Raw genomic sequence first — 26,024 nt, 5'->3', positions numbered from 1 at the left:
AAACGTCATATTTGGGCTAATATTCGGCATTAGTTGGGCTGTTATCGAATAAGGCATCGCACTCAAGCGATGCAGATGAGGATTTTGCATGCAAAATATTGAGGGTCTGGTCGAGCTTGGCAGTCCCCGGCCGATGGTCAAGGTCGAACGCCAACGCTTGCACGACACGGTCGTGGAGCACCTGCGCAGCTTTATCACTGAGGGCGTGCTGGCACCCGGAAGGAAACTCAACGAGCGCGAACTGTGCGAAACCTTGGGCATTTCCCGGACACCGTTACGTGAGGCACTCAAGGTGCTCGCGGTGGAAGGCCTTATCGAGATCAATCCGAATCGCGGTGCCAGTGTTGCGCGCATGTCGGAACTGGAAATTCGCGAAACCTTCGAACTGATGAGCGGCATCGAAGCCTTCGCTGGCGAGCTGGCCTGTGAACGCATCACAGTTGAAGAGCTTGATGAGATCAAAGCGCTGCACTACGCCATGGTGGTCAGCAAGAATCAGAACGACCTGCCGGGTTACTACCAGCGCAACCGGGCGATTCACGACCTGATCAACCTTGCGGCACGCAACTCGGCGTTGCGCCAGGTGTATCTGTCACTGAACCGGCGTATTCATGCGTTGCGTTTCCTGTCCAATCAACAGGCGCCGAAGTGGGAAAGGGCATTGCACGATCACGAAGAAATGATCGAGGCCTTGCAGGCGCGGGACGGCAAGCGCTTGAGCAGCATTCTGCGTCACCATCTCCTGGAAAAACGCGACGCGATCATGCTGATGGTGCGCGACGATTCCGAGCATCCGGACTCTATTCGCCGTTAGAAAGCGGTTCGACCTGGCTCAGGTATTCGAACAGATTCGCAGCTTCCGGCGGAAGCTTCGTGTCTTTGCTCACACCCACGAACAGCGTCCTGATCGCCCATTCATCAGTCAGGGGGATGGCGCACAGCTTGCGCCCAAGAAGGCCTGGCCGGACCGATGCCAACGGCAGAATTCCGATGCCCAGGCCTGCCTCGATCATTCGGCAGATGCCGTCGAAACTGCTCACTTGAATGCGCACCTTGAGCATTTTTCCAGCGTTGACCGCCGCGTCGCTGATTCGCCTGAGCAATGAACTGCCCTGATTGAGCGCCACATAGTCGTATTCCAGCGTGTCCACAAACGCAACGCTCTCCCGCGCCGCCAATGGATGATCAGTGGGCACCAGCGCGACTAGTTGGTCTGTACGGTAGGGCCGTTTGTGCAGCGCATCGGCAGGCGCGTTGTCGGCGAAGATACCGATATCGGCGCTGCCTTCGGCGACCGCCTGGATGATCGCATCGCTCAAGGCCTCCTCCAATCCAATCCGCACATTGGGATTGGATGCCAGGAAGGTGGCCAGGTCGTTGGGTAAAAACTGGATGACCGCCGAGGTGTTGGCAAACAGGCGCACGTGCCCGCGAACCCCGACCGCGTAGTCGCTGGCGTCACAGGCCATACGCTGCACGCCTTCCAGGATGAACCGGGCATGTTCGGCGATACCCTGGCCAGCCGCCGTCAGCGCCAGACCGCGCGGCAGGCGGACAAATAACGCACATTGCGTCGTGCGCTCCAGTTCTGCCAATCGCTTGCTGGCCGCTGAAACACTCATGTTGGTTTGATCAGCGGCCTTGGTCAGGTTGCCGGTATCTGCCGCGACCACCAGCAGCCTGAGGGACAGCAGGTCAATGTGCAGGGGATTGATCATCAAGGCTCCGCCGTGTTTCCAGAATGGAAAGAGTAGTGGCGAATTGCGAAATTTTCATCAGCTGTTTTTGGGGGGACTATCCAGGCACAACTTCCAACAACAACGGAAACGTCATGAGCCTACCCCTGGATGGCATCAAAGTAGTCGAGATGGGGCAACTGATTGCCGGCCCCTTCGCCGCGAAAATCCTCGCCGAGTTCGGCGCCGAGGTGATCAAGATCGAGCCGCCGCTGACCGGTGATCCATTGCGCAAGTGGCGCCTCATTCATAACGACACTTCAGTGTGGTGGGCGGCGCAGTCGCGTAACAAACAGTCGGTCACGCTGGATCTGCGCCAGGTGGAAGCGCAAGAGATGGTACGGCGGCTCGTCAAGGACGCCGATGTGCTGATCGAGAACTTCCGGCCCGGGACGCTGGAAGGTTGGGGGCTGGGTTGGGAAACCCTGCACGAACTCAACCCGAAGCTCATCATGCTGCGGGTGTCCGGCTACGGCCAGACAGGACCATACCGCGACCGACCGGGATTTGGCGTCATCGGTGAGGCAATGGGTGGCTTGCGGCACCTTTCCGGCGAGCCCGGTCGTACCCCCGTGAGGGTCGGCGTTTCCATCGGCGATTCTCTCGCAGCGCTGCACGGCGTCATCGGCGTGCTCCTGGCGTTGCGTCATCGTGAACAAAACCACGGCAACGGCCAGCAGGTTGACGTCGCTCTATACGAATCTGTGTTCAACATGATGGAAAGCCTGATGCCGGAATATTCGGTATTCCAGAGCATTCGCCAGCCCGCCGGCAGCAGCCTGCCGGGCATCGCTCCCACCAACGCCTATCGCTGCAATGACGGGAAGTTCGCGCTGATTGCCGGCAACGGTGACAGCATCTACCGCCGCTTGATGGAGAAGATTGAGCGCCCGGATCTGGCGGCTGATCCTGCGCTGGAGCAGAACGACGGTCGCGTCAAACATGTCGCGCGGATCGACGCAGCGATATCGGCCTGGACCGCTGAGCGCTCCCTCGACGAAGTGCTGCTGGCACTTAACGAAGCGCGAATTCCTGCGGGCAAGATCTACGACGCAGCGGATATAGCCAGCGACCCCCACTACCTGGCACGCGACATGTTGCTGCAAAGCACGCTCGACGATGGCACCCCGGTGACGCTGCCCGGCATCGTGCCGAAATTGCAGATCACGCCCGGACAGGTGCGCACCCCGGCGCCCAGCCTGGGACAGCACACCGATTCGGTGCTTGAAGCTCACGGCGTCGACGCCGACACCCGTGCCGACTGGCGCAGCCGCGGCATCATTTGAACCCTGAGGGTAACGTCATGAAACGGCTTTTCATGCAGGAAGTCGCGACCCGCGACGGCTTTCAAAACGAAGCGGTATTTATTGAGACCGCCGACAAAATCACCCTGATCAACCAGTTGAGTGAATGCGGTTACGCGAAAATCGAGGTCACGTCTTTTACCTCGCCCAAGGCGATTCCGTCGTTGCGTGATGCTGAAGCGGTGATGCACGGGATCAGCCGTAAACCCGGGGTCGAATACACCGTGCTGGTTCCAAACGTTCGCGGTGCCGAGCGCGCGCTTGGATGCGGTATCGATGAAGCCAACCTGGTGATGTCGGTCAGCGAGCCGCATAACCGTTCCAACCTGCGCATGACCCGGGAACAGTCTTTTTCTCAGCTGAGCGAAGTGATCGGCGTGATCGGGCAAGGTCCTGTGGCCATCAACGTTTCGCTCTCCACCGTGTTCGGTTGCCCGATGCAGGGTGAAGTCGCCGCTGACGAGGTGCTGCGCTGGGTTGATCGCTTCGCGAATCTGGGCGTGCGCGGCGTCACATTGTGCGACACCACCGGGATGGCTTTTCCATCGCAGGTCCGCGAACTTTCCCGAGCGGTTATCGAACGCTTTCCTGAATTGCAATTGACCTTGCACTTCCACAATACCAGGGGCATGGCGCTGGCCAACGCACTGGGTGCGCTGGAAGCCGGGATTGATCGTTTTGACTCATCGCTGGGCGGTCTTGGCGGTTGCCCTTACGCACCCGGCGCAAGCGGCAACGTCTGCACAGAAGACCTGGTGCATATGCTCCAGCTGATGGGTTATGACACGGGTCTTGATCTGGACCGGGTGTTGGCGGCTTCCGCGCTGCTGCCAGGTCTGATCGGCCATGAAACTCCAAGTCAGATTCTCAAGGCAGGTCGTCGGCTGGACCTCCATCCGATCCCGGAGCACGTCCATACGCTCAGCAAACAGCTGCCTTCGAACTCAGCGGAGCGCATTTCATGATTGCCCATCTCGACCACCTGGTACTGACGACCTGCGATGTCGATGCCTGCAAGGACTTCTATACCCGCGTGCTGGCCCTGCGTATGGAGACTTTCGGCAATGGCCGGCTGGCGTTTCATTTTGGCGAGCAAAAAATCAATGTGCATGTCCGTGGCCATGAAATCGAACCCAAGGCCCACTTGCCGGTGCCCGGCTCGCTGGATATCTGCCTGATCGCCAGTCACGGGCTGCAGCGCGTGATCGAACACTTGAACGCGCAGGGCTGGCCAATTCTGGAAGGGCCGGTGCAACGCACCGGAGCGACGGGGCCCATTCGGTCGGTGTACGTCCGTGACCCTGATTTGAATCTGATCGAGATCGCCGAAAAGGCATGACCTTCATCCTGACAACAAGAGTGTGCACATGAACATAGTCTTTCTTGACAGCGCGAGTCTGCCTTGCGCTCTACCACGCCCGCCAGCCGCATCGAGCTGGACCGAGCATGACGCGACCTCGCCAGACGATGTGGTCACAGCGCTCTCTGGGGCTGAGGTCGCCATTACCAACAAGGTCAGGATCACCAGGACGGCACTAGAGCAACTGCCACAGCTGAAGCTTATCTGCGTGGCAGCCACTGGATATGACTGTATCGATCTCGCGGCTTGCCGTGACGCGGCGGTCACGGTCAGCAATGTGCCTGCGTATTCCGCTGTCAGTGTGGCGGAATCGGTCATCGGCTCCATATTCGTCCTGCGCAGACATCTGCTGGCCTATCGACAGGCCGCTGTCGAGCAATGGCCTGGATCGGCGCATTTCTGCGTCCATGACCAGCCGGTGCTTGACGTGGAAGGTGCAACGCTGGGGATCGTCGGGCGCGGCGATATTGGCAGTCGTGTCGCGCGTCTGGCCAAGGCGCTGAACCTGAAAGTACTGTTCGCCGAGCACCGTGGCGCGGCGACGGTCCGCGCCGGTTACCAGGCATTTACAGACGTGCTGGAGCAGGCCGACATATTGACGCTGCATTGCCCGTTGACGCCTCAGACACATCACTTGATCGGGGCGCCGGAAATCGCGCGCATGAAGACCGGCGCAATCCTGATCAACACCGCCCGTGGTCCGTTGGTTGAGGAGAGCGCTGTGTTGGCCGGCCTTCAGAGCGGGAAGCTGGGCGGCGCTGCGCTGGATGTGCTTGAGGTTGAGCCGCCGCCAGCCAACCACCCGCTCTTGCGTTGCAATCATCCCGATCTGTTGATTACCCCGCACGTAGGCTGGGCCAGTCAGAGCAGCGTCGAACGGCTCAAGACCGTTCTCCTGAAAAATATCGCGGCTTATGCAGAGGGCAAACCAGTCAACGTGGTGTCCTGATCTATCCGTTCAGCCATTCCAATACTATGTTCATCGAGGCAGAGCCATGACAAAAATAATCAGCTCTTCAATTACCGATACCCGTACTTCACCTATCGCCCGCAAGCCGATTTACCAACACTTATATATTCAGGTGCTCGCAGCCATTGCCCTGGGAATTGTACTGGGGCATTACGCGCCGTCTGTTGGCGAACAAATGAAACCGCTGGGCGATACCTTCATCAAACTGATCAAGATGCTGATTGCGCCCATTATCTTCTGCACCGTGGTAAGTGGTATTGCCAGTATGCAGAATCTGAAACGCATCGGCCGCGTTGGTTTAAAGGCGATCATTTACTTTGAAGTTCTGACGACCCTTGCATTGATTATCGGTTTGATCGGTGTGAACCTGCTCAAGCCGGGCGCCGGGATGCATATCGACCCGGCAACGCTGGATGCAACGGCCATCGCCGGTTACGCCAAGGCCGCTCATGATCAAAGTGTTGTGGGCTTCCTGATGCATATCGTTCCGACGACCGTGTTCGGTGCCTTCGCCGAGGGTGACATCCTCCAGGTACTGTTTATCTCGATCCTGTTTGCTTTCGCGTTGCAGTTGATGGGCGATTTAGGCAGGCCTTTGTTGAACATTATTGATCTGGTTGCCGGTGCGTTTTTTCGAATGCTCAAGATCGTCATGTATGTGGCGCCGCTGGGGGCATTCGGCGGGATGGCATTTACCGTGGGCAAGTACGGCGTTGGGTCGCTGGCCGCTTATGGCAACTTGTTGATCTGTTATTACGTGACTGCCGCTGTGTTTGTCTTCGTTGTCTTGAATCTGGTGGCGAAACTGGCCGGCTTCAGTTTGTGGAAGTTTCTTAAATACATTCACGAAGAACTGGTTCTGGTACTGGGTACTTCGTCATCTGAATCAGCGCTGCCCAGGCTGATGGGCAAACTCGAGAAACTGGGCTGTGACAAATCGACAGTCGGACTGGTAGTCCCGTCCGGGTATTGCTTCAATCTGGACGGCAGCTGCATCAACATGACCGTGCTCGCGATATTCATCGCTCAGGCGTTGGACATTGATGTTTCCCTTTACCATCAAATCACCTTGCTGTTCATCCTGCTGCTGACGTCCAAAGGTGCCGCCAGCGTGACCGGCGGGGCGTTCATAACCCTGGCGGCGACCTTGGGCTCGATGGACATCATTCCGGCAGCAGGGCTGGTGCTGGTGCTTGGCGTTTACCGCTTCATTTCCGAAGGCGGCGCGCTGATCAACGTCATAGGCAACGGCGTTGCCACTATTTTTATCGCTCGCTGGGATGGCGTGCTGGATCGCGAGCAGCTCAAGCGCGAATTGGGCTAGGAATTGGGTTAGAGCGTGACGAGGCTGAGCTGACGTTGGGCGGATTTCATCTGGCCTGCGGGATAAATCATTTCAAATCATCAGACAGTCATGGACTATAGGCGTCTTTTTCTCGCCCCCTACCGGTAGGGGGCGAGCGCAGGCCGCTCGAGGAGCCCATGAATGAGCATCAAGATTGAGGCGCTGATCGCCCGCAAGATCGGCTTCGCCTCCCATCAGAATGCCGTACCCCTGGTACGTGAACTGAGCCTCTGGAACCAGAGCGAACAACCTTTTGAGGAGCTGGTGCTGAGCCTCGGCACCGACCCTGCTTTTGTCGAGATCCGGACCTGGAACATCGATCGCTTGAATCCCGGCGATCGTCTGAGCATCAACGAGCGCGATATCAAGCTCAACGCCGGTTATCTGGCTGGCCTTACTGAAAGCCTTGGCGCCGAAGTCGTGCTGCGCTTGTCTCGGGGCGACGAACTGATCGTCGAGCAACGCGTTGCGACCGAACTGCTGGCGCGCACGGAGTGGGGCGGTCTCAGCGCCATGCCTGAGTTGCTGGCTGCGTTCTGCATGCCCAATGATCCTGCGGTCGACCGCGTGCTCAAAGCCGCTTCGCAGGTATTGCGCCGCGCCGGGAAGAAAGACGGCATTGACGGCTATGAAAGCAAGTCACGCACACGGACCTGGGAACTGGCTTCCGCGATCTGGTCCGCAGTCTGCGGTTTCAAGCTGAGCTACGCGCTGCCACCCGCCAGTTTCGAGCAGCAGGGCCAGAGAATCCGGCCGCCAGGCATGATCCTGGAAAACGGCGTGGCGACCTGTCTGGACACCGCGCTGCTGTTTGCCGCCGCCTTGGAGCAGGCCGGGTTGAATGCCTTGCTGATCATGACCAAAGGCCACGCTTTCGCGGGTGTCTGGCTGCAGCCTCAGGAGTTCTCGCAGTTGTTGACCGACGAGGCGTCGGCGGTGCGCAAGCGCCTGGACTTGAAGGAAATGGTGGTGTTCGAAACCACCCTGGCGACTCAGGCACCGGTGCCGGGTTTCAGTCAGGCAGTCGCCGCTGCTGAGCGGCAACTGGACGATGAACAGTTCATCATGGCCATCGACGTGCATCGCGCGCGGATGCAGAAGATTCGCCCGATAGCCCTGGCCCCCGGCCCGAATTCGCCAGCCGAGGCGGATGCAACGCCACCGGCTGTTGAAGGCCTGGAAGAAGCGCCGTTACTGCCCGGCTTCGACGTGGAAATCAACGACAGCAGCGATGGGCCAGCAGGCAAGCTGACGCTCTGGCAGCGCAAACTGCTCGACCTCACCACCCGCAATCGCTTGCTGCACCTGCCGGACAGTGCCAAAGGTGTGCGTTTGTTGTGCCCTGATCCGGCGGCTCTGGAAGATCTGCTGTCCAGCGGCCAGCGTATCCGCGTGCTGGCCGTGCCGGACCTGAACAGCAGTGGCCGTGACTCCGCACTCTATGAACAGCAGAATCATGAAAGTCTGGTCGATGAAGTCGCGCGTCAGGCGTTGGCTCGCGGCGAAGTGCTTGCCAGTCTGGAAAAAACCAAACTCGAAGCGACGTTGATTGATCTGTTCCGCAAGGCACGCAGCGATCTGGAGGAGGGCGGGGCGAACACGCTGTTCCTGGCAATCGGTTTTCTCAAGTGGAAGAAAAGTGTCGACGACCCGAAAAGCTACTCTGCGCCGCTGATTCTGCTGCCCGTCAAACTCGAACGCAAAAGCGCCTTGTCGGGGGTCACCCTGAGCTTGCTGGACGAAGAACCGCGCTTCAACCTGACGTTGCTGGAACTTCTGCGCCACGATTTCGAGCTGGTCATTCCGGGGCTGGACGGCGATTTGCCGAGCGATGATAGCGGCATTGATGTCGAGGGCATCTGGAATAAGGTGCGCCGCGCCGTCCGCGATGTGCCTGGGTTCGAAGTCAGTACCGAACTGGTGCTCGGCACCTTCTCGTTTGCCAAGTACCTGATGTGGAAAGATCTCAATGCCAACGCAGCACAGCTGCTGCAAAGCCCGCTGGTCCGGCACTTGCTGGAGCGCGATGCAGGCGGTGAAGATTTTGCCGGCTCTGATGATTTCCCGCGCCCCGAGCAGCTCGACGCGACCGTAACACCGGCACAGCTGTTCACCCCCTTAGCGGCAGACTCGTCGCAGCTCTCGGCAGTGGTGGCTTCTGCGGGTAAACACAGCTTCGTGCTCGACGGGCCGCCCGGTACCGGCAAATCCCAGACCATTGCCAACATGATCGCCCACAACCTGGCACTCGGCCGTCGCGTGCTATTCGTGGCGGAAAAGCGTGCAGCACTCGACGTGGTGTATCGCCGGTTGGCAGAGAAAGGCCTGGGCGAATTTTGCCTGGAGCTGCATTCAAGCAAAGCGTCCAAGGTCGAGGTCCTCAAACAACTGGACCGCGCCTGGGATGTACGCGACACCTTGAGCACCGAGGAGTGGCAGCGTGAGGCCGACCGGTTACAGACGCTGCGTTCGCGACTCAATCAAATGGTCGAAGTGTTGCATCGACGTTGGCCGAACGGCCTGTCGTTGCATCAGGCCATTGGTCGTGTCGTGCGCGACCATGGCCCCGCGACGCCGCGTCTGGCGTGGTCGGCAGGCATTGAACACGATGCGGACCAGTACGCGGGTTTGCTGGATCTCGCCCGCCGCCTGGGACTGAATGGCACCGCTGCGCGTGACCTGTCGGGCAAGTTTGGTGTGCTGGCGCAGACCCAATGGTCCAACGCCTGGCAAGCGCAGATCGTCAGCAGCGCCCGCGAACTGCCCCAAGCACTTGATGCCCTGATCAGCGCTGCTGAAAGAATACTGGCGTTGACGCACTTGTCGTTGCCGGTAACGGAAGTGGCGCACCTTCAACAGCTGAATGATCTGGCCGGTCTGCTCGTTGAATGCCACGGCCTGAACCTGTCGTTCGCCTTCGCGCCGGATGCCATTGCGCGTATCGAAGCCGGCCGGCACGCTTGCCAGTTGCTCGCCGATTACCGCGAGCTGGAGGAAAGTCTGTCGCTGAACTACGCCGACGAAGCCTGTCGCCGGGTTCCTGTCGAGGCCATGCGCAGGGACTGGCAAGAGGCCGAGGGCAAGTTCTGGTTCTTCGCTAACCTCGGCAAAAAGAAAGTCGCCACGCAGCTGGCTTTGGTGGGTGGTGCTGCGGGTTTGCCGGACGTGCCAGGCGATCTGCTGATCTTTGAACGTTTGCAGGCGCAATTGCTGGAGCTGGACAAGCTGGCTCCCGAATTGCAATCGATTCCCGGCTGGAACGGACTTGCCAGTGACAGCGCCCGCACGCTTAAAGCCGTGGTACTGGCGGAAAGTTTGCGTGCCCGGCTCAGGGCGCTGGTTGAGTCACCTGAGCAGTTGATCGCGTTGCGCAGTGCCGTGTCACGGTTGGTGATTGACGCCAATGACATGCTTGGCGCGGGCGGCCAGATCGCTACGGCACTGGCGACCTTGCAGCAGGCCGTGGCCCGCTACGATGACGCCGTCCGGCTATTTGCCGAGCTGGCCGTGACCCAAAGCGAAATGCTGCCGAGCGTTGCCGAGCTTCGTGCGACGTGTGCCGCTATTGAGCAACAGGAAGGACAGCTCAAGGCGTGGTGCGACTGGTGCCGGGTCCGCGAGCAGGCGGGCGAAGCAGGGCTCGCGCCTTTGGCTCAGGCGCTGGAGCAGGGCAGCTTGCCGCCTTCGGCCATCGAAGCGACGTTTGTTACTGCGTATTCCCACTGGTTTGCCACAGTAGGCATTGATGGCGAGCCATTGCTGAGAACCTTCGTCGCTGCCGAGCATATGAGCGATATCGCCACGTTCAACCGTCTGGACGACGAGCTGGCGAAACTCACCGTGCGCTACATTCGCGCAAAGCTGTGTGGCCTGATTCCGTCGAAGAACGACATTGCCAAGAACAGCGGCTTCGCCATTCTCAAGCATGAGCTGCAAAAGTCCCGGCGGCATAAACCGGTGCGTCAGCTGGCCATCGAGATGGGCGATGCGCTGAACCGGCTGGCGCCGTGCATGCTCATGAGTCCGCTGTCGATTGCCCAGTTCCTGCCGGCCGATCAGCCGCCGTTCGATCTGGTGATCTTTGACGAGGCGTCACAGATCGCGCCCTGGGACGCCGTCGGCTCCATCGCGCGGGGCAAACAGGTGGTCATTGCCGGTGACCCACGCCAGATGCCGCCAACCAATTTCTTCAACCGCAGTGCAAATGCCGAGGACGACGACACGGCCGAAGACATGGAAAGCATTCTCGACGAATGCCTGGGTGCCGGTGTGCCAAGTCACAGCCTCAGCTGGCACTACCGCAGCCGCCATGAAAGCCTGATCGCGTTTTCCAACCACCGTTATTACGACAGCAGCCTGATCACCTTTCCGGCCGCTGAAACCCGGGCCAGCGCGGTCGAGTGGCGGCGTGTCGAAGGTGTTTATGCCAAGGGCAAGGGGCGTTGCAATCAGGTGGAGGCCGAGGCCATCGTTCAGGAAACGGTCAAGCGTCTGACTGATCCGGTGTTCATTGCTGCGGGTTATTCAATCGGCATCATCACGCTGAACTCCGATCAGCAGAAGCTCATTAACGACCTGATGGACGCTGCCCGTCAGCAATACCCGCAGATCGAACCCTTCTTTCAGGACAGCCAGACTGAACCGGTTGTGGTGAAGAACCTGGAAACGGTACAGGGCGACGAGCGCGATCTGATCATGCTCGGCATTGGTTACGGACCTACCGAGCCGGGTGCGCCAGTGATGTCGATGAACTTCGGGCCACTGAACAAGGACGGCGGCTGGCGGCGCTTGAACGTCGCCATTACCCGTTCGCGTCGCGAGATGCTGGTGTTCTCGTCCTTCGATCCGTCGATGATCGATCTCAATCGCACCAACGCTCGCGCGGTGCGGGATCTCAAACACTTCATCGAATTTGCCCAGCGCGGCCCGAGGGCATTGGCCGAGGCGGTGCAGGGTTCGGTGGGCAGCTACGATTCGCCGTTCGAGGAAGCTGTGGCGCAAGGGCTGCGTCGGATGGGCTGGCAGGTGGTGCCGCAGATCGGCGTGTCACGTTTCCGCATTGATCTGGGGATTGTTCATCCCGACCGTCCGGGCGATTACCTCGCGGGTGTCGAATGCGACGGCGCGACCTATCACAGCGCGGCAACCGCCCGTGACCGCGACAAGGTGCGCGGGGCGATTCTGCGCGGTCTAGGTTGGGATTTGCTGCGGTTGTGGTCCACCGAATGGTGGGTCGACAAGGAAGGTGCTTTGCAGCGGTTGCATGCTGAGTTGAGCGATTTGCTGGAGCAATCGAGGGATGTGCCAGTCGCGCAGCACGTCGATTTTCCCGAGCCACTGGAGGTCAACGTGGAACCCGCTGCAACACCATGATTGCCGTAGGACCGACTTTAGCCGGGAGACCAATCTCCCCCTGAAGCCGGTCCTGCGGATCGGGTGAATCAGAAATCGATGGTGCCCGAGAATTTCACCAGACGCGGCTCGCCCTGGGTCAGATAACCGCCGTTGGCGGAAGCCCAGTAGTTCTTGTCAGTGATGTTTTCCACGTTCACGCGCAAGGTCAGGTCTTTCTGTTCAACCCGCATCTTGTACCGTGCGCCAGCATCAAAGCGGTTCCAGGTCGGCAGGCTCAGGTTGTTGGCCTGATCTGCATACTGACCGCCAGTGCGTAGCATGCGGGCGTTGAGCGCTGCGCCTTCCAGGCCAGGGATATCCCAGTCTGCGCTGGCGTTGAGCTGGAAGGTCGGCACGCCAATCGCGTGATTGCCGTCGTTGAGACCGCCGGAGGTGTTTTTCAGCTCGGAGGTCATCCGCGTGCCGCCGGCCATCAAACGCAGGCCTTCGATCGGCTCGCCAAACACGCTCAACTCAATCCCTTTGTTGACCTGCTGACCGTCACGCACATACAAGCGGCTGGCGGCATCCACGAAGCCGTCGGTAGGCCGCTCGATGCGGAACACTCCCAGATTGGCGCCGAAGCTCTGCATGTCCAGCTTGATGCCGGCTTCCAGTTGCTTGGTGCGACCCGGCGGGAAAGCTTCACCCAGGTTGGTGATGCCGGTACCTGACGCAACCGGCCCTTTGGCCAGACCTTCGATACGGTTGGCGTACAGCGAGATGATTTCGGTGGGCTTGTAGACAATGCCGTACACCGGTGTGGTGATGGCCTCGTCGTAGATCGAACTGCGGCTACCGTCGTTGGCAGGGTTAGCCACGCCATTGAAGGTGCTGCCGTCGTACAGGTAGTTTTCCACGCGCAGTTGCTGGCGACGCACGCCGTAGGTGAGCAACAGGCTGTCGTCGAACAGACCCAAGGTATCGGAGATCGCCAGGCTGCGGTTGCGGGTTTTACCCGTGACGCCAGGATCGCCCATGTCGCCGCCGGTCAAGTAGCCGTCGGTAGGTTTGGCCAGTTTGTTCGCGTTGTAGATATTGGTATTGCCTACGGTAGGTCGATAGAAGGTGTAGGCGTTTTCCTGCTCGGTCCAGATGGTCGTGGCGCCAATTGCGATCTGATGGCTGATCGGGCCAGTCTGGAAGCGGCCATTGAGGCCTGCGGCGAAACTGGTGTTGTCTTCATTGTGCGGAATTTCCGAGCCGCTGATGGTGGCCCGGCCAGTGTTACCCACCAGGGCTGGCGTGCCATAAACCCCGGTTTCACGGGTGTGCTTGACGCCACCGGCCAGGTAGGCCGTCCAGCTGTCGTTCAGGTCCCAGTCGCCGCGCATCATGCCGAAAGTGTCTTCAGTCTCGGTGTAGGTCCAGCTCTGGCCGTAGTTATGGCTGGCGTCAGGCGCGGTTGGAATGCGGGTTGCGGTACCCAGTTGCACGGTGTTGCGCAAATGGTTGACGCGCTGTTTTTGATAACCGAAGTCAGTGGACACGCGGAATTTGTCGCCGCGATAGTCCAGGCCGGCGACGAACAGCTTGGTGCGCTGATCTTGATCGTTGACCGCAGTTTCACCTTCACGCTGGCTGAGGTTGACGCGCGCGCCGAAGCGGTTGTCATCGCCGAAACGCTGGCCGAGGTCCAGGTGCTCGCCGATACGGCCGTCGGAGCTGATGTCCTGGGTATAGCGACGCGTCGGAACGTCACCGGCGCGTTTGGGTTGCAGATTGACGCTACCGCCAAGACCGCTGCCGGTAGGGCTGACACCATTGATGAAGGCATTCGGGCCTTTGAACACTTCAACGCGTTCGATGGCGTCGGTGGACAGAATCTGGCGTGGCAGTACGCCGTACAGCCCGTTGTAGGAAATATCATCGCCATTCAGCGGCAGGCCACGGATCACGAACACCTGAGCCTGATTACCGAAACCATAGGATTGACGCACAGATGGGTCGTTGAGCAGCACGTCGCCAACGTCTTCGGCTTGTTGGTCTTCGATCAGCTTCGAGGTGTAGCTGGTCATGGTAAACGGCACGTTCATGTTGTCCTGGTTACCCAGTACGCCCATTTGGCCGCCTCGTGCTACCTGACCGCCCGCGAAGGTTTCAGGCAGCGTGTTCGAATTGGCCTTGACCGCTTCGGCGTTGACATCAGTGGCACCCAGTTCGACCACCGGCTCGGCAGCGTGGGCCATGAAACTGACGGAACAGCAGAGTGCGAGCAGGGTTGGGCGCGACGGAAATGCGAAAACCATGGGGCGAATACCTGAAGTGCAGAGAATGGTGAAAAGCCTCCTTGGCAATACGACTGATTCTTAGGCGCAAATACTATCAGTCGTGATTGCAAATTGTTATCACTCAATAACGAAATTTTCACATTTCGTATTTTTTGCGGGTTTCCCATGGGGAAGTCGGGGGCAGGCATTGCAGATTCGATCGCCGTGCTGCGCTTAACGAAAAAAGGGCAGGACCTCGGCGAGCAGCAATTCAGGGGCTTCTTCGGCAATGTAATGCCCCGCTGGCAAGGCTTTGCCACGCACATCGGTTGCCACTTGCTGCCATTCCTTGAGCGGATCAAAGCAGCGGCCGACAGTGCCTTCGGCGCCCCACATGACCAGCAGTGGCAGCCTGAGGTGATTGTTCGCGGCAATGTCGGCGCGGTCATGTTCCAGATCGATGGTCGCGGCAGCGCGATAGTCCTCGCAGATACCTCGCGCCGCGCCGGGCAGTTGCAGGCAGCGCAGATATTCGGCGAACGCTTCATCGGTAAAGGGTTTCAGGCCGGCACTGCGGCTACCCATGACGCTGCGCAAGTACATCTCGGGATTGCCTTCGATCAGGCTTTCTGGCAACGGCGCCGGACGTATCAGGAAAAACCAGTGCCAATAAGCGCGGGCGAAGGCTTCGTTGGTCTGCGCGTACATTGACAGGGTCGGCGCGATATCGAGTAACACCATACGCTGCACGGCTTGGGGATGATCCAGCGCCAGACGATGGGCGACACGCGCACCACGGTCATGGGCCAGAATCGAAAATTCGTCGAAACCCAACGCCTGCATCAATTCCACGCCATCCCGGGCCATTTCTCGTTTCGAATAGTTGCTGTGCCCTTCATTGGCGGGTGGTTTGCTGCTGTCGCCGTAACCGCGCAAGTCGGCGGCAATCACAGTGAACTCCAGAGCCAGCTGTTCGGCAATCTTGTGCCAGATCACATGGGTTTGCGGGTGGCCGTGCAGCAGCAACAGGCCGGGACCCTCGCCACCTTTGCGGTAACTGATCTCGACGCCGTTGACCTGGCGTGTGTCTTTGTGGAATCCGGTAAACATGAAATGACTCCCTTGGCGGTGACTCGCGCTACAGTGTTATGCGCGCACCAGCTTATTGAATCCTCCCCTGCAATCAACAGCGCTTTGGTGATCGCGTCATCCACGCATCGTGGTTAATCGGCAGGGAAGTCCTCTCCACAGGGAAAACAGATTCTAGCCTGGCGCGAACCCCTTATTTGGCGAACGCGTACTCGCCGCCATGGCTGATCGCTTTTTTATAGGCCGGTCGCGCCTGAAACCTTTCTACCCAGGCGGCCAGATGCGGGTAGGGGCCAATTTTGCCCTGCGCTTTGGCGAACTCGCCGATAAAGCTCATCTGGATGTCGGCACCGCTGAGTTCTTCGCCAACCAGATACCGCGTCAGGCCCAACGCGTTGTTCAGGTAGCCAAGGTAGTTATCCAGTTCCGAGTTGATCCGTGGCAGCAGCGGCGCGCCGGCATCACCCAGGCGACCGACGTAAAGGTTGAGCATCAGCGGCAATATCGCCGAGCCTTCGGCAAAGTGCAGCCACTGCACGTACTCGTCGTAGGTGGCGGACGCAGGGTCCGGTTGCAGTTTGCCATTGCCGTGGCGGCGGATCAGGTAGTCGACGATGGCACCTGACTCAATCAGTACGTGGGGACCATCTTCAATCACCGGAGATTTGCCCAGCGGGTTGATGGCCTTGAGTTCCGCCGGGGCGAGATTGGTTTTCGGATCACGCTGGTAGCGTTTGATCTCGTAGGGCAGGCCCAGCTCTTCAAGTAGCCAGAGGATGCGTTGCGAGCGGGAGTTGTTAAGGTGGTGGACGGTAATCATGAGCTCTCCAGTGACGGGTTTGCAGTGTCTTAAGCAGACTGCGCGAGTGACGATGAGTGCCCGGTATTTTTTCATCGATTTACGTGGGCACCTGAAACGGTGGGTGGCATTGAGGGGATCGATGGGTAAAGATGGACCTTCAATTCGCAATGATCTGAAGGAACCAGCATGCTTATTCGACGCTCACCCATCGCCGTCGCGCTCGCGTTTTCATTCTTGTCCTGTACCGCGTTCGCTAACGACCTGGCACCCGCTCAACTGCTGAAAAAAGCCGAGGCTGAACAAAAATCCTATCTGGCCACCGTCAAACAGCTGGTGGACATTGATACCGGAACCGGCCAGGCGCCTGGCCTGAAAACCGTCAGCGCGGTGCTGGTCGAGCGGCTCAAGGCGTTGGGTGCTGAAGTCACCACGACACCTGCGAGCCCGTCCGCTGGCGACAACATCGTCGGCACTATCAAGGGCACTGGCAGCAAGAATTTTCTGCTGATGGTCCATTACGACACGGTGTTCGGGCCAGGCACAGCCGCGAAACGTCCGTTCAAGGTCGACGGCGAGCGCGCCTATGGTCCCGGTGTTGCTGACGCCAAAGGCGGCGTGGCGATGATTCTGCATTCATTGCGGCTGCTGCAGGATGAGAAGTTCAAGGATTTCGGTACCCTCACGGTGCTGTTCAACCCCGATGAGGAAACCGGTTCCGCTGGTTCGAAAAAAATCATCGCCGAGCTCGCTCGACAGCACGACTACGTATTCTCGTTTGAGCCGCCAGACAGAGACGCAGTGACTGTCGCCACCAACGGCATCAACGGTTTGATTCTCGACGTGAAGGGCAAGTCATCCCACGCCGGTTCAGCGCCTGAAGCCGGGCACAATGCGGCCATGGAGTTGGCGCACCAGATGTTGCAGCTCAAGGATCTTGGCGATCCGGCCAAAGGCACCACGGTCAACTGGACGCTGATCAAGGGCGGCGATAAGCGCAACATCATCCCGTCCAGCGCCTCGGCCGAGGCTGACATGCGTTACTCCGACCTGAGTGAAACCGACCGGGTACTCGCCGATGCCCAACGCATCGTGGCAAAAAAACTCATTGATGGCACTGAAGTGACGTTGCGCCTGGAAAAAGGCCGCCCACCCTTGGCGAAAAATCCGGGCTCCGAGCAGCTGGCAAAAACCGCACAGGCGCTTTATGGCGAAATCGGTCACAACATTGAGCCTATCGCCATGCGTTTCGGCACCGATGCGGGCTACGCATACGTGCCGGACAGCGCCAAACCGGCTGTGCTGGAAACCATGGGCGTAGTCGGCGCCGGCTTGCACGCTGATGATGAATACATCTAACTGTCGAGCATTGCTCCGAGGCTTTACCTGACCGTGGCGTTGATCACGCAGTTGTCTCAGGAAGATGCCGCGCCGTAATAGCGAGGGTTTCATCAGGTGTGGAATGCTTGAGCCTGGTCAGCCCGCAAGCGGCTGGCTCGGCCTTGGCCAATATGTCTCAGGTCGACGAGGCTTTACTGTGAACACTCAAAAGCACATGAAGTGAGCTGGCCATGCTGTTTAGCTGAGCCTCCAGTGCTTCAACTTCACGGCGATTGAAAGCGGTGACGCTCAATTCGTCCCCCGTACTCAGCAGGCGTTTTTCTGTTGCATCCTGCTTGGTATCGACCTTCAACACCTGCCGCAACAATCCATTAATCAGTGTCTGGTAGCCGATGCCTTGCTCGTCGGCACGTTCCCGTGCCGCCTGAAGCACCACATCGTCCAGCATAATCGTGATGCGGCTCTTGCCCTTGACAGGTGCAACCGGTCCGCGTTTGGCGTTGCTAAAGTCGTAATGCTCTTTCATCAGTCATTTGCCTCTGTAAAGATTGATTTCCCGGGCGCTAGCCTTCCTGGCCGAGATCAATCTGATGAAGTTCGGATCGCGGTAGGTGTACGCCACTACCAGAATCTGCCCCTTGCCGCTGTCTCCAATGGTGATCCAGCGCGGTTCGTCGTGATCGTTGTCTTCTATTGTCAGTGCATGGTCGTCGTACAAAACGGATTCTGCATCAGCGAGGCGAACATTGTGTTTAAGCAGGTTTTTTCGGCCTTTGGCAGGGTCAAACTGGATTCTGAAAGTCATTATGCATATTCGATATGTATATTCAAAGTTTGCGGCGTGGGCGGGAAGGATGAAGGGCTAGGCAAATGAGTGGGTAATAAGTATGTAGCGACCTGTGAGGGGCGTAGCGGCGGGCTTTCAGTTCGAAACGCGATCCGGATCAGGCTCGGCAGCAACATGAGTCCGACTGTAATAATTCCGTTACATACCGGGAGTAATTTGGCGCTTTCTCGCGGCTGGAAGAATAGTTGTGATTCGCCTTTTTTCTTCCTCGCTGGGCCTGTTGCGACTGCTCCTGGTGATGCTGTGCGCGGCCACACTGGTATTTCTGTGGGGGCTGTTCTTCCAGCAGAAAGCCACCTCTCGTGACGAAGCGCTGGCAGCCAAGGCAGCCGAACATCTGAACCTGGCTACGATAGCTGCGGAAAACCTGCGTCAGCTGGTCGACCGCGCCCAGGCCATCGGCAAGGTTGCGCGCAGTGACATCGAAGACCGGGACCAACGCAGTTGGGGTTTGGTGCGGATGCTTGCCGAGGATCCGGTACTTAAACGCATGAGCCTGTACAGCCGGGAGGGGCGTCTACTTTCCGGCACTCATGTTGACGAGCCACAGCAACTGCCCGGGGATTGGCTGGCGCAATTGCAGCGCCACATTGATCGCAACGGCCTCAAACCCTTCCTGCCGGGCTTGCCCGACTCACCAAACGAATCCGCGCCGCCGAACTGGCGCCTGCCTTTCCTGTTGCCGTTGGCCGACCCTTCGATGCGCGAGCTCGACAGCATCCTTTTGGTACAGCTGGATATCGGTTATCTGGCGGCACTCTTCGAGCACATTGACCTGGGCCGTAGCGGCATGATGCGTTTGCTCGATAACGACGGCCATGAGCGGTTGCGGCTGACCAGCAGCGGCGTTGTGGTTGCCGGAGTGGCACTCAACCCGGAACTGACGAGCAGTGGCGTTGAGTCCGGGGAAATCACCCAATATTCCTCTACCGCGCAATTCCAGAGCCTGTATCGCCGGACGTCACAGCGCGGCTTCAGCGTGATCGTCAGTCAACAGCGCGACGAAATCCTTGCCCCATCGCAACTCACCTATGAACGGCAGCTCTGGCTGAATCTCTGTATGACGCTGTTCATTCTCGGCAGCCTGATCTGGACCCTGCGCGTGTTACACCGGCGCCAGGAAGCATTCGCGGAACTGGAACAGGCCCAGCAGATCAATCAGGACCTGATAAGCCGGCTGGAGGAAGAGCACCGACGCAGCAGTCATGCCGCCGCCACGGACCATTTGAGCGGTCTGCACAACCGGCGCCAGTTCATGGAAGTTGCGACACAGGTTCTGACGCAGCAGCGTGGCAAGCGGCAGTTGCTGGCCATTCTGTTCATCGATATGGACCGCTTCAAATCGATCAACGATTCCCTGGGGCATCGCACCGGTGATTTGCTGTTGCAGGCGATTGCCGGGCGCATCAGCCGCTTGCTGGAACCCTGTGACGCGGCGGCGCGTTTCGGTGGCGACGAATTTGTCGTGTTGTTGGCCGGAGAGCGAAGCGAGGAGCAGATCGATGCCTGGGCTCGAATGCTGGTGGACAAGCTTTCGGCGACTTACTCGCTGGAAGAGCATGAACTCAGTACCAGTCCCAGTGTTGGCGTGAGCATTTGCCCGCGTGACGGTCAGGACGTCGAGGGCATGATCCGCTGCGCTGATGCGGCAATGTATTCGGCGAAAAGAGCGGGGCGCGGACAATATCGGTTTTTCGACCCGTCGCTTAACGTCGCGGACATCAAGGAGTTCACGCTGGAGCAGGCGTTTGCCGGAGCGCTGAGCGAGCGACAGTTTTTGCTTCACTATCAGCCGCAGATCCGTCTGGACTCCATGCTCGTGGAAAGCTACGAAGCATTGGTGCGCTGGCAGCACCCTGACTTCGGATTGCTCTATCCGGATCAATTTATCTCCCTGGCCGAGCGCAGCGGTTTCATCACTGCGCTTGGCTGGGAAGTGCTGCGCCTGGCGTGCGAGGACCTGGCGCGCTGGCAGGCACAGGGCAATCGCGCACGACTGGCAATCAATATCTCGGCGATACAGCTGCGCCAGGCCGACTTCAGCCAAAAGCTACTCAGCGAACTTGAACGTTACGGCATTGAGCCGCAGCAACTGGAGCTGGAAATTACCGAGACCTCGGTGCTGGATCATGAAGGGCAGGGCATCGAGCACCTCAAATCCCTGCGCGCCGCAGGTCTGGCTATCAGCCTGGACGATTTTGGTCAGGGTTATGCAGGTTTCGCTCATCTGCAATCGCTGCCGTTGACCAAGTTGAAGATCGATCGCGCGGTGATTGCGCCGTTGTCCAACAGCCCCGATGACAATCCCATCGTCGCCTCTACCATCATTCTGGCCAAACGCCTGGGGCTGGAAGTGGTCGCCGAAGGCGTGGAAACCCGCGAGCAGGTCATTTGCCTGAAGCTGGCCGGCTGCGACATGGTTCAGGGTTATCACTTCAGTCGACCGCTGTCTGCAGCCCAGCTTGATGAATATCCCCCCTTCACCAACGCGATGGAAAAAGCATGCGCGCAGTAATAGTTGTGACTGTTCTGCTGATGACAATGCTGTCCAGTGCCCTGGCTGATGCCGAGTGCAGTCAACGGAGTCTGCGCTTCGCAATCATCCCGAAGACCAATAAAACCGTGGAAGTCCTGCTGCTTGAGTATCAGCCGCTGCTCACGCGCCTGAGCACTGCGCTGGGCATCCCGGTGGAAATAGTCCCGGCTTCTTCCTATGAAAGCGTGATCGATGCAATTGTCTCCGGTGGTGTCGATATCGCCTGGCTTGGACCGGCGTCCTACATCCTCGCCCGCCAGCGCGACCCCCGTATCGAACCGTTCGCCAGCCTGACCATAAGCCCCGGCTATTTCACCCCGGCGGGGCATCATTATCAGTCGCTCCTGCTGACGCGGCGCCAGGACGCCAGCAGCCTTGAGGCATTGCGCGGTAGTCAGGTCGCATTGAGCGACCCGGCGAGCACGTCAGGCAGTGTCGTGCCCAATGCCGAGTTTTCCGCGCAAGCGGGGCTACCGCTGACGCAGTTTTTCAGCTCTGTGGTGTATTCCGGTTCCCACGACAAGTCTCTGGACGCGCTGCTGGATGGCCGGGTGGACGCGGCATTTGTGGCAAGCGTACGGGTTGACGCGTATCTGAACAGCGGACGAATCACTCGCGACACGTTCAACGTGCTGTGGCGCTCGACGCCGATCTACTACGATCCTTACGTGTTCGGCGGCAGCCTGTGTCCATTGCTGAAAGAGCGAATTCGCGCCGCGATGTTGAACGATCAGCAGGGCCTTGCCTCATTTCTGAAGGCTCAGAACGCATCCAGCATCGTCCCGGCCAGCCATGAAGAATACGAGCCACTGCTGCAGTTGATGCAGCAACAGCCGATTGTGCGATGAGTTCGTTCGCAGCGATTGGCTTTCAGGCGATTGCCAACCACCTTTGTTTAGGCGTCTCTCCAGGTTTCACGCTAATCTTTGCCACCCGTTCATTTGACCTGTTGACCGATGACCAGATCTGAATTCTCTGTTGATATTGCAGCCGTCGGCTCTATTGAAGCCGTTCCGGTCATTTTGAGCATGGTCAAACACCTGACCGGGATGCGTTTCGCCGCTGTCGCCAGGGTCACTGAAAAAAACTGGGTGGCGTGTGCTGTCGATGATTCAATCAATTTTGGTTTGAAACCCGGTGGCGAGCTGGTGCTGGAGTCGACCATCTGTCATGAAATTCGGCAGCACCAAAGGCCGGTGATCTTCGGCCACGCCAGCGCACATCCGATTTTCTCGTCACACCACACCCCCAAGCTGTATGGACTGGAAAGTTATATTTCCATCCCGATCATCAAGGCCAATGGCGATTTCTTCGGAACGTTATGTGCAATCGATTCGGTACCGGCGAATCTTGAAGAACCGGCCATCGTCAAGACCCTGACGCTGTTCGCCCAGTTGATTGCGATGAGTCTCGATACCCAGAGCAACCTGGAGGCAACCCAGGCGGCGCTGGTCAACGCCAATGAAACGGGAATGCTGCGAGACCAGTTCATTGCTGTCCTGGGGCATGACTTGCGCACGCCCTTGAGTGCAATCCGGATGAGTGCGGATCTGTTGCAAAGCAAGACAGCGGAAAAGCGCTCACTCAATCTGATTTCCGCCATCCGCAACAGCTCGGTACGCATGGGCGTCCTGATCGAGAATGTTCTGGATTTCGCCCGTGGACGGATGGGCGGCGGAATTCCCGTCAAGCGCCAACTGGTCGACGATCTGGGGCATACGCTCAAGTTGACGGTGGATGAAGTGCAGGCCTCACACCCGTTTGCAATCCTGGATCATTATCTGGACCTGCCAGCGGGTATCTACTGCGACGCGCTGCGTATCACGCAGCTCCTGTCCAACCTTCTGGGCAACGCGGTGACTCATGGGGCAAACGGGACACCTGTCGAGGTTCGGGCCTATTCGGACAATGATGAGGTCGTGCTGTCCGTGGTCAATCAAGGGCCGCCGATCCCGACTCAACTGATGCCGTTGCTGTTCGAACCGTTCACCCGTTCGGAAGCAGGACAGCGCGGGGAAGGGCTGGGCCTGGGGCTTTACATCGCCTCGCAGATTGTCAGCGCACACGGCGGCAGCCTCACTGTGACGTCGACGGTGGAGGCGGGAACAGCTTTTATTGCCCGATTACCGGCGAAGATCAAATGGGTGGTTTAAACCTCGCCTTGTAACAACCCGCTAACTTCCCAGTGAATTCACATTCATCGAGCGCACCGCCCATTGCTCCGCCGTTTGCTGATCCACCGGCAGGGAGAAGCGGAACGTCGCGCCGCGTCCGGGAACGTCGACCAGCTGAATATCGCGGCCGTGCAGTTGCAGGATGCGATGCACGATGCGCAACCCCAGGCCGCCATCGCGACGTGCGCCGCCGATGTTGAACGGTCGCAGGAACAGGCCTTCGCGCAGTTCAGCGGCAATGCCGGGGCCGGTGTCGCTGATCGTGACTTCGATAACGGCGCCATGCGGGCGCAGGCTGAGCTCGATTTCCCCACCTTCGGGCGTGTGGCGCAAGGCGTTGTCGAACAGATTGGTCAGCACGCGCTCGATCAGCCCCAGGTCAGCGCAGGCGGCAGACACGTTGGGGGCGAAGGACGCCTTGAGTTCCACGCGCCGCGCCTCGGCGGTCAGTTCGAATTTCTGAAAAATGTCCTGCACCAGATCGGTCAGCGGGAAACGCTCCAGCACCGGCTGCACGAAACCGTGCTCCAGCCGTACCAGTTCCAGCAGCGATTGCGCCAGCCCGCCGACCTTGCGGCTCTGATCCAGCGCGATGCCCAGATAGCGGCGGCGATCGGCGGGGGATAACGTGGCGTCCTTGAGCGACAAGGTTTCCAGATAGCCATGCAGCGAAGCCAGCGGCGTGCGCAGGTCGTGGGAGATATTCGCAACCAATTCGCGGCGTTCCTGATCCTGGCGGGTCAGCGAACTCCATTGAGCACTCAGGCGTGCCTGCATTTGCCGGAATGCGGCGTCAAGCATGGCTATTTCATCGTGACTGGCGGCGTATTCGGTGGGTGCTGTTGTCGGCGGTGCCACCGGAGCGCCGTCGATATCGAACTGGCTGACGGTTTCGGTGAGACGCCGCAACGGTCGGGTGATCAGCGCGAATGCCGTGAGGCCGGCGATCAGGCACAGCAGCGCGACCAGTCCGATGGACAGCAAAGCGGTATTGAGTGCCGCACTGGTGGCGCCGCGCTCGGCCAGGCGATCGTGTTCTTCACTGAGCAGCACCACGTAGAGATAGCCTGCCGGCTTGCCATCCACGGTCAGCGGCGCTGCGCTGAACACCTTGCGCGCCTGATCACTGCGCGGATCGTCACCGAGTATTGGCAGGGCGTCGCCTTGCAGCAAACGGTGCACGGGTGCCAGGTCGATTCTGTCCCGACGTATCCTGCCCTCGGGCGAAGCGCTGCCGACGATCCGCCCATCAGTGTCGAGCAGATAGACTTCGACGCTGGGGTTGACCAGCATCAGCTGATTGAACAGGTCGCGGACCGCGCCCGGCATCATGCCATTACTGTCCATCAGCACCGTGTCACGGGCGATGTGCTGGGCCAGATCGCGTGACAGGCCTTGCACCACTTCCAGCTCATGCATCCGGTTGGCGCGCACCTGCATCCACGCGGACGTACCGCAGCACACCAGCAGCAACACGGCGAACACCAGCGACAGGCGTTTGCTCAGGGTCAGCCTCATGGCTGTTCCTCCGCGGCGGCAAATTTGTAGCCTCGGCCCCATACGGTAAGGATGCGCGCCGGTTGTGCCGGATCGGCTTCGATCTTCGCCCGCAGGCGATTGATGTGGGTATTGACGGTGTGTTCGTAGCCTTCGTGGCTGTAACCCCACACCGCGTTGAGCAGGTCCATGCGCGAGAACACCTTGCCGGGCTGGCGGGCGAAGAAATACAACAGGTCGAACTCGCGAGGCGTGAGCTCCAGGCGACGGCCTTCGAGAGACACATCACGGGTGATCGGGTCGATATTGAGCCCGCCGATGATCAGGCTGCCGGCGTCCATCTTCAGGTTGCGAGCCATGGCGTCCACGCGCCTGAGCAGCGCCTTGACCCGCGCCACCAGTTCAAGCATGGAAAAGGGTTTGGCCAGGTAATCGTCGGCGCCCAGCTCCAGACCGAGAATCCGATGCAGCTCGCTGGACCGCGCGCTGGTGATGATGATCGGCGTGTAGCGGGCCATGGCGCGGGCGCGGCGGCAGATTTCCAGGCCATCGACGCCGGGCAGCATCAGATCGAGGATCAGCGCGTCCCAATTCCCTTGCTGCAACAGACGCATGCCTTCATCGCCATCGGCGCAGTGCACGACTTCAAACTGCTCATCGCGTAGATGCAGGCAGATCAGGTCGGCGATATGCACGTCGTCCTCGACCACGAGAACCCGTTTGCTCTGTTCCATTCAGTTCAATCCTTCAACGCAATGGCCCCATTGTGCGGGTTTTCCGCGGCCCGAGTTATCACGAATTGTTTAACTTCACGTGAGGATTTGGCGATCACTGCGCGCCTAGGCTGTGTTCCATGCCAACCACCTGGATGTTTCGGAGAAGATCATGTTTTCACGGCGGCAGTTTCTGATAGTGAGCGGCGGGGCAGGCCTTGCAGCATTGGCCGTCGGCGCGTCGAGCCGGTTCCCGGTGCTGGTCGATGAAGCCAGCGCAGCGCAGGTGTTCGAGGTGACGCACAGCGAGGCGCAATGGCGCGCCTTGCTCAGCGCCGAGCAATATCAGGTGCTGCGCGAACAGGACACCGAGCGACCTTACAGCAGCCCGCTGAACAATGAGCATCGGGACGGCGTTTTCGTCTGCGCCGGTTGCGATCTGCCGTTGTTTTCCTCGGCGACCAAATTCGACAGCCACACCGGTTGGCCGAGTTTCTGGCAACCATTGGACAAGGCTGTGGCGGTGCAGACCGACCGGTCTTTCGGGGTATCACGCGATGAAGTGCATTGCTCGCGCTGCGGCGGCCATCTGGGCCACGTGTTCAGCGACGGCCCCAAACCCACCGGGCAGCGCTATTGCATGAACGGCGTGGCGATGAACTTCAAACCCCAGGCGGCTTGAACCGTTTTTTTTTATTCATTTTATGCA

General features: G+C 59.2%; 19 protein-coding genes and 1 pseudogene. 12 read left to right on the top strand and 8 right to left on the bottom strand.

From position 1 onward, the window contains the following. The first annotated feature begins 88 nt into the window (after positions 1-88). Positions 89-814 (top strand): GntR family transcriptional regulator, encoded by a 726-nt coding sequence (locus AABC73_RS16995; protein WP_341520179.1) that lies wholly within the window; start codon positions 89-91, stop codon positions 812-814. On the opposite strand, the gene AABC73_RS16990 is transcribed toward AABC73_RS16995, so the two are convergent. After that, on the bottom strand, positions 801-1,718 hold the full coding sequence (locus tag AABC73_RS16990) for a LysR family transcriptional regulator (protein ID WP_341520178.1): 918 nt from the start codon (positions 1,716-1,718) through the stop codon (positions 801-803). The genes AABC73_RS16995 and AABC73_RS16990 overlap by 14 nt on opposite strands. Before the next feature lie 113 nt (positions 1,719-1,831). Here AABC73_RS16990 and AABC73_RS16985 point away from each other — a divergent pair, with 113 nt between their 5' ends. From AABC73_RS16985 to AABC73_RS16960, 6 genes are all read left to right on the top strand, one after another. Further along, on the top strand, positions 1,832-3,022 hold the full coding sequence (locus tag AABC73_RS16985) for a CoA transferase (protein WP_341520177.1): 1,191 nt from the start codon (positions 1,832-1,834) through the stop codon (positions 3,020-3,022). A gap of 17 nt (positions 3,023-3,039) precedes the next feature. Continuing rightward, the gene (locus AABC73_RS16980) at positions 3,040-4,005 is read left to right on the top strand and encodes a hydroxymethylglutaryl-CoA lyase (protein WP_341520176.1); all 966 of its coding nucleotides are present in this window, start codon (positions 3,040-3,042) and stop codon (positions 4,003-4,005) included. Continuing rightward, positions 4,002-4,379, top strand: a complete 378-nt coding sequence (locus AABC73_RS16975) for a VOC family protein (RefSeq protein WP_341520175.1) — start codon at positions 4,002-4,004, stop codon at positions 4,377-4,379. The genes AABC73_RS16980 and AABC73_RS16975 overlap by 4 nt, the downstream gene beginning before the upstream one ends. A 28-nt stretch (positions 4,380-4,407) precedes the next feature. Next, the gene (locus AABC73_RS16970) at positions 4,408-5,349 is read left to right on the top strand and encodes a D-2-hydroxyacid dehydrogenase (protein WP_341520174.1); all 942 of its coding nucleotides are present in this window, start codon (positions 4,408-4,410) and stop codon (positions 5,347-5,349) included. A gap of 46 nt (positions 5,350-5,395) precedes the next feature. Further along, positions 5,396-6,694 carry a C4-dicarboxylate transporter DctA gene (gene dctA, locus AABC73_RS16965; RefSeq protein ID WP_341520173.1) on the top strand — a complete coding sequence of 433 codons (1,299 nt, stop codon included), beginning with the start codon at positions 5,396-5,398 and terminating at the stop codon, positions 6,692-6,694. A gap of 162 nt (positions 6,695-6,856) precedes the next feature. After that, positions 6,857-12,088, top strand: coding sequence for a DUF4011 domain-containing protein (locus AABC73_RS16960; RefSeq protein ID WP_341520172.1), 5,232 nt, complete (start codon positions 6,857-6,859; stop codon positions 12,086-12,088). A gap of 68 nt (positions 12,089-12,156) precedes the next feature. Here the strand turns inward: AABC73_RS16960 and AABC73_RS16955 are convergent, their stop codons facing one another. From AABC73_RS16955 to AABC73_RS16945, 3 genes are all read right to left on the bottom strand, one after another. After that, positions 12,157-14,358, bottom strand: coding sequence for a TonB-dependent siderophore receptor (locus tag AABC73_RS16955; protein WP_341520171.1), 2,202 nt, complete (start codon positions 14,356-14,358; stop codon positions 12,157-12,159). Between the two features lie 195 nt (positions 14,359-14,553). After that, on the bottom strand, positions 14,554-15,429 hold the full coding sequence (locus AABC73_RS16950) for an alpha/beta hydrolase (RefSeq protein ID WP_341520170.1): 876 nt from the start codon (positions 15,427-15,429) through the stop codon (positions 14,554-14,556). 172 nt (positions 15,430-15,601) lie between these two features. Further along, positions 15,602-16,228 (bottom strand): glutathione S-transferase, encoded by a 627-nt coding sequence (locus AABC73_RS16945; RefSeq protein ID WP_341520169.1) that lies wholly within the window; start codon positions 16,226-16,228, stop codon positions 15,602-15,604. 168 nt (positions 16,229-16,396) lie between these two features. Between AABC73_RS16945 and AABC73_RS16940 the strand changes: the two are divergent. Continuing rightward, positions 16,397-17,644, top strand: a pseudogene (locus AABC73_RS16940) (M20/M25/M40 family metallo-hydrolase). A gap of 79 nt (positions 17,645-17,723) precedes the next feature. Here the strand turns inward: AABC73_RS16940 and AABC73_RS16935 are convergent. Next, complete coding sequence (locus tag AABC73_RS16935; RefSeq protein ID WP_341520168.1) at positions 17,724-18,074, bottom strand: BrnA antitoxin family protein; 351 nt, start codon at positions 18,072-18,074, stop codon at positions 17,724-17,726. Positions 18,075-18,077: 3 nt separating this feature from the next. After that, positions 18,078-18,356: a BrnT family toxin gene (locus tag AABC73_RS16930; protein ID WP_341524264.1), complete on the bottom strand. Its 279-nt coding sequence runs from the start codon at positions 18,354-18,356 to the stop codon at positions 18,078-18,080. Between the two features lie 226 nt (positions 18,357-18,582). On the opposite strand from AABC73_RS16930, the gene AABC73_RS16925 reads away from it, so the two are divergent. From AABC73_RS16925 to AABC73_RS16915, 3 genes are all read left to right on the top strand, one after another. Beyond that, on the top strand, positions 18,583-20,910 hold the full coding sequence (locus AABC73_RS16925) for an EAL domain-containing protein (RefSeq protein WP_341520167.1): 2,328 nt from the start codon (positions 18,583-18,585) through the stop codon (positions 20,908-20,910). Next, positions 20,898-21,779 (top strand): phosphate/phosphite/phosphonate ABC transporter substrate-binding protein, encoded by an 882-nt coding sequence (locus AABC73_RS16920; protein WP_341520166.1) that lies wholly within the window; start codon positions 20,898-20,900, stop codon positions 21,777-21,779. The genes AABC73_RS16925 and AABC73_RS16920 overlap by 13 nt, the downstream gene beginning before the upstream one ends. A gap of 108 nt (positions 21,780-21,887) precedes the next feature. Then, a complete protein-coding gene (locus tag AABC73_RS16915; protein ID WP_341520165.1) occupies positions 21,888-23,084 on the top strand; it encodes a GAF domain-containing sensor histidine kinase in 1,197 nt (398 codons plus the stop codon). A 21-nt stretch (positions 23,085-23,105) separates the two neighbouring features. Here the strand turns inward: AABC73_RS16915 and AABC73_RS16910 are convergent, their stop codons facing one another. Together AABC73_RS16910 and AABC73_RS16905 are read right to left on the bottom strand one after the other, a co-directional pair. Beyond that, the gene (locus tag AABC73_RS16910) at positions 23,106-24,623 is read right to left on the bottom strand and encodes a HAMP domain-containing sensor histidine kinase (RefSeq protein ID WP_341520164.1); all 1,518 of its coding nucleotides are present in this window, start codon (positions 24,621-24,623) and stop codon (positions 23,106-23,108) included. Further along, complete coding sequence (locus AABC73_RS16905) at positions 24,620-25,336, bottom strand: response regulator transcription factor (protein WP_341520163.1); 717 nt, start codon at positions 25,334-25,336, stop codon at positions 24,620-24,622. The genes AABC73_RS16910 and AABC73_RS16905 overlap by 4 nt, the downstream gene beginning before the upstream one ends. A 151-nt stretch (positions 25,337-25,487) precedes the next feature. On the opposite strand from AABC73_RS16905, the gene msrB reads away from it, so the two are divergent. Then, complete coding sequence (gene msrB / locus AABC73_RS16900) at positions 25,488-25,997, top strand: peptide-methionine (R)-S-oxide reductase MsrB (RefSeq protein ID WP_341520162.1); 510 nt, start codon at positions 25,488-25,490, stop codon at positions 25,995-25,997. The last annotated feature ends 27 nt before the right edge of the window (positions 25,998-26,024 follow it).

Origin of the sequence: Pseudomonas sp. G.S.17, from assembly GCF_038096165.1 — a bacterium.
GTDB lineage: Bacteria > Pseudomonadota > Gammaproteobacteria > Pseudomonadales > Pseudomonadaceae > Aquipseudomonas.
This window is presented reverse-complemented; position numbering and strand designations above follow the sequence as displayed.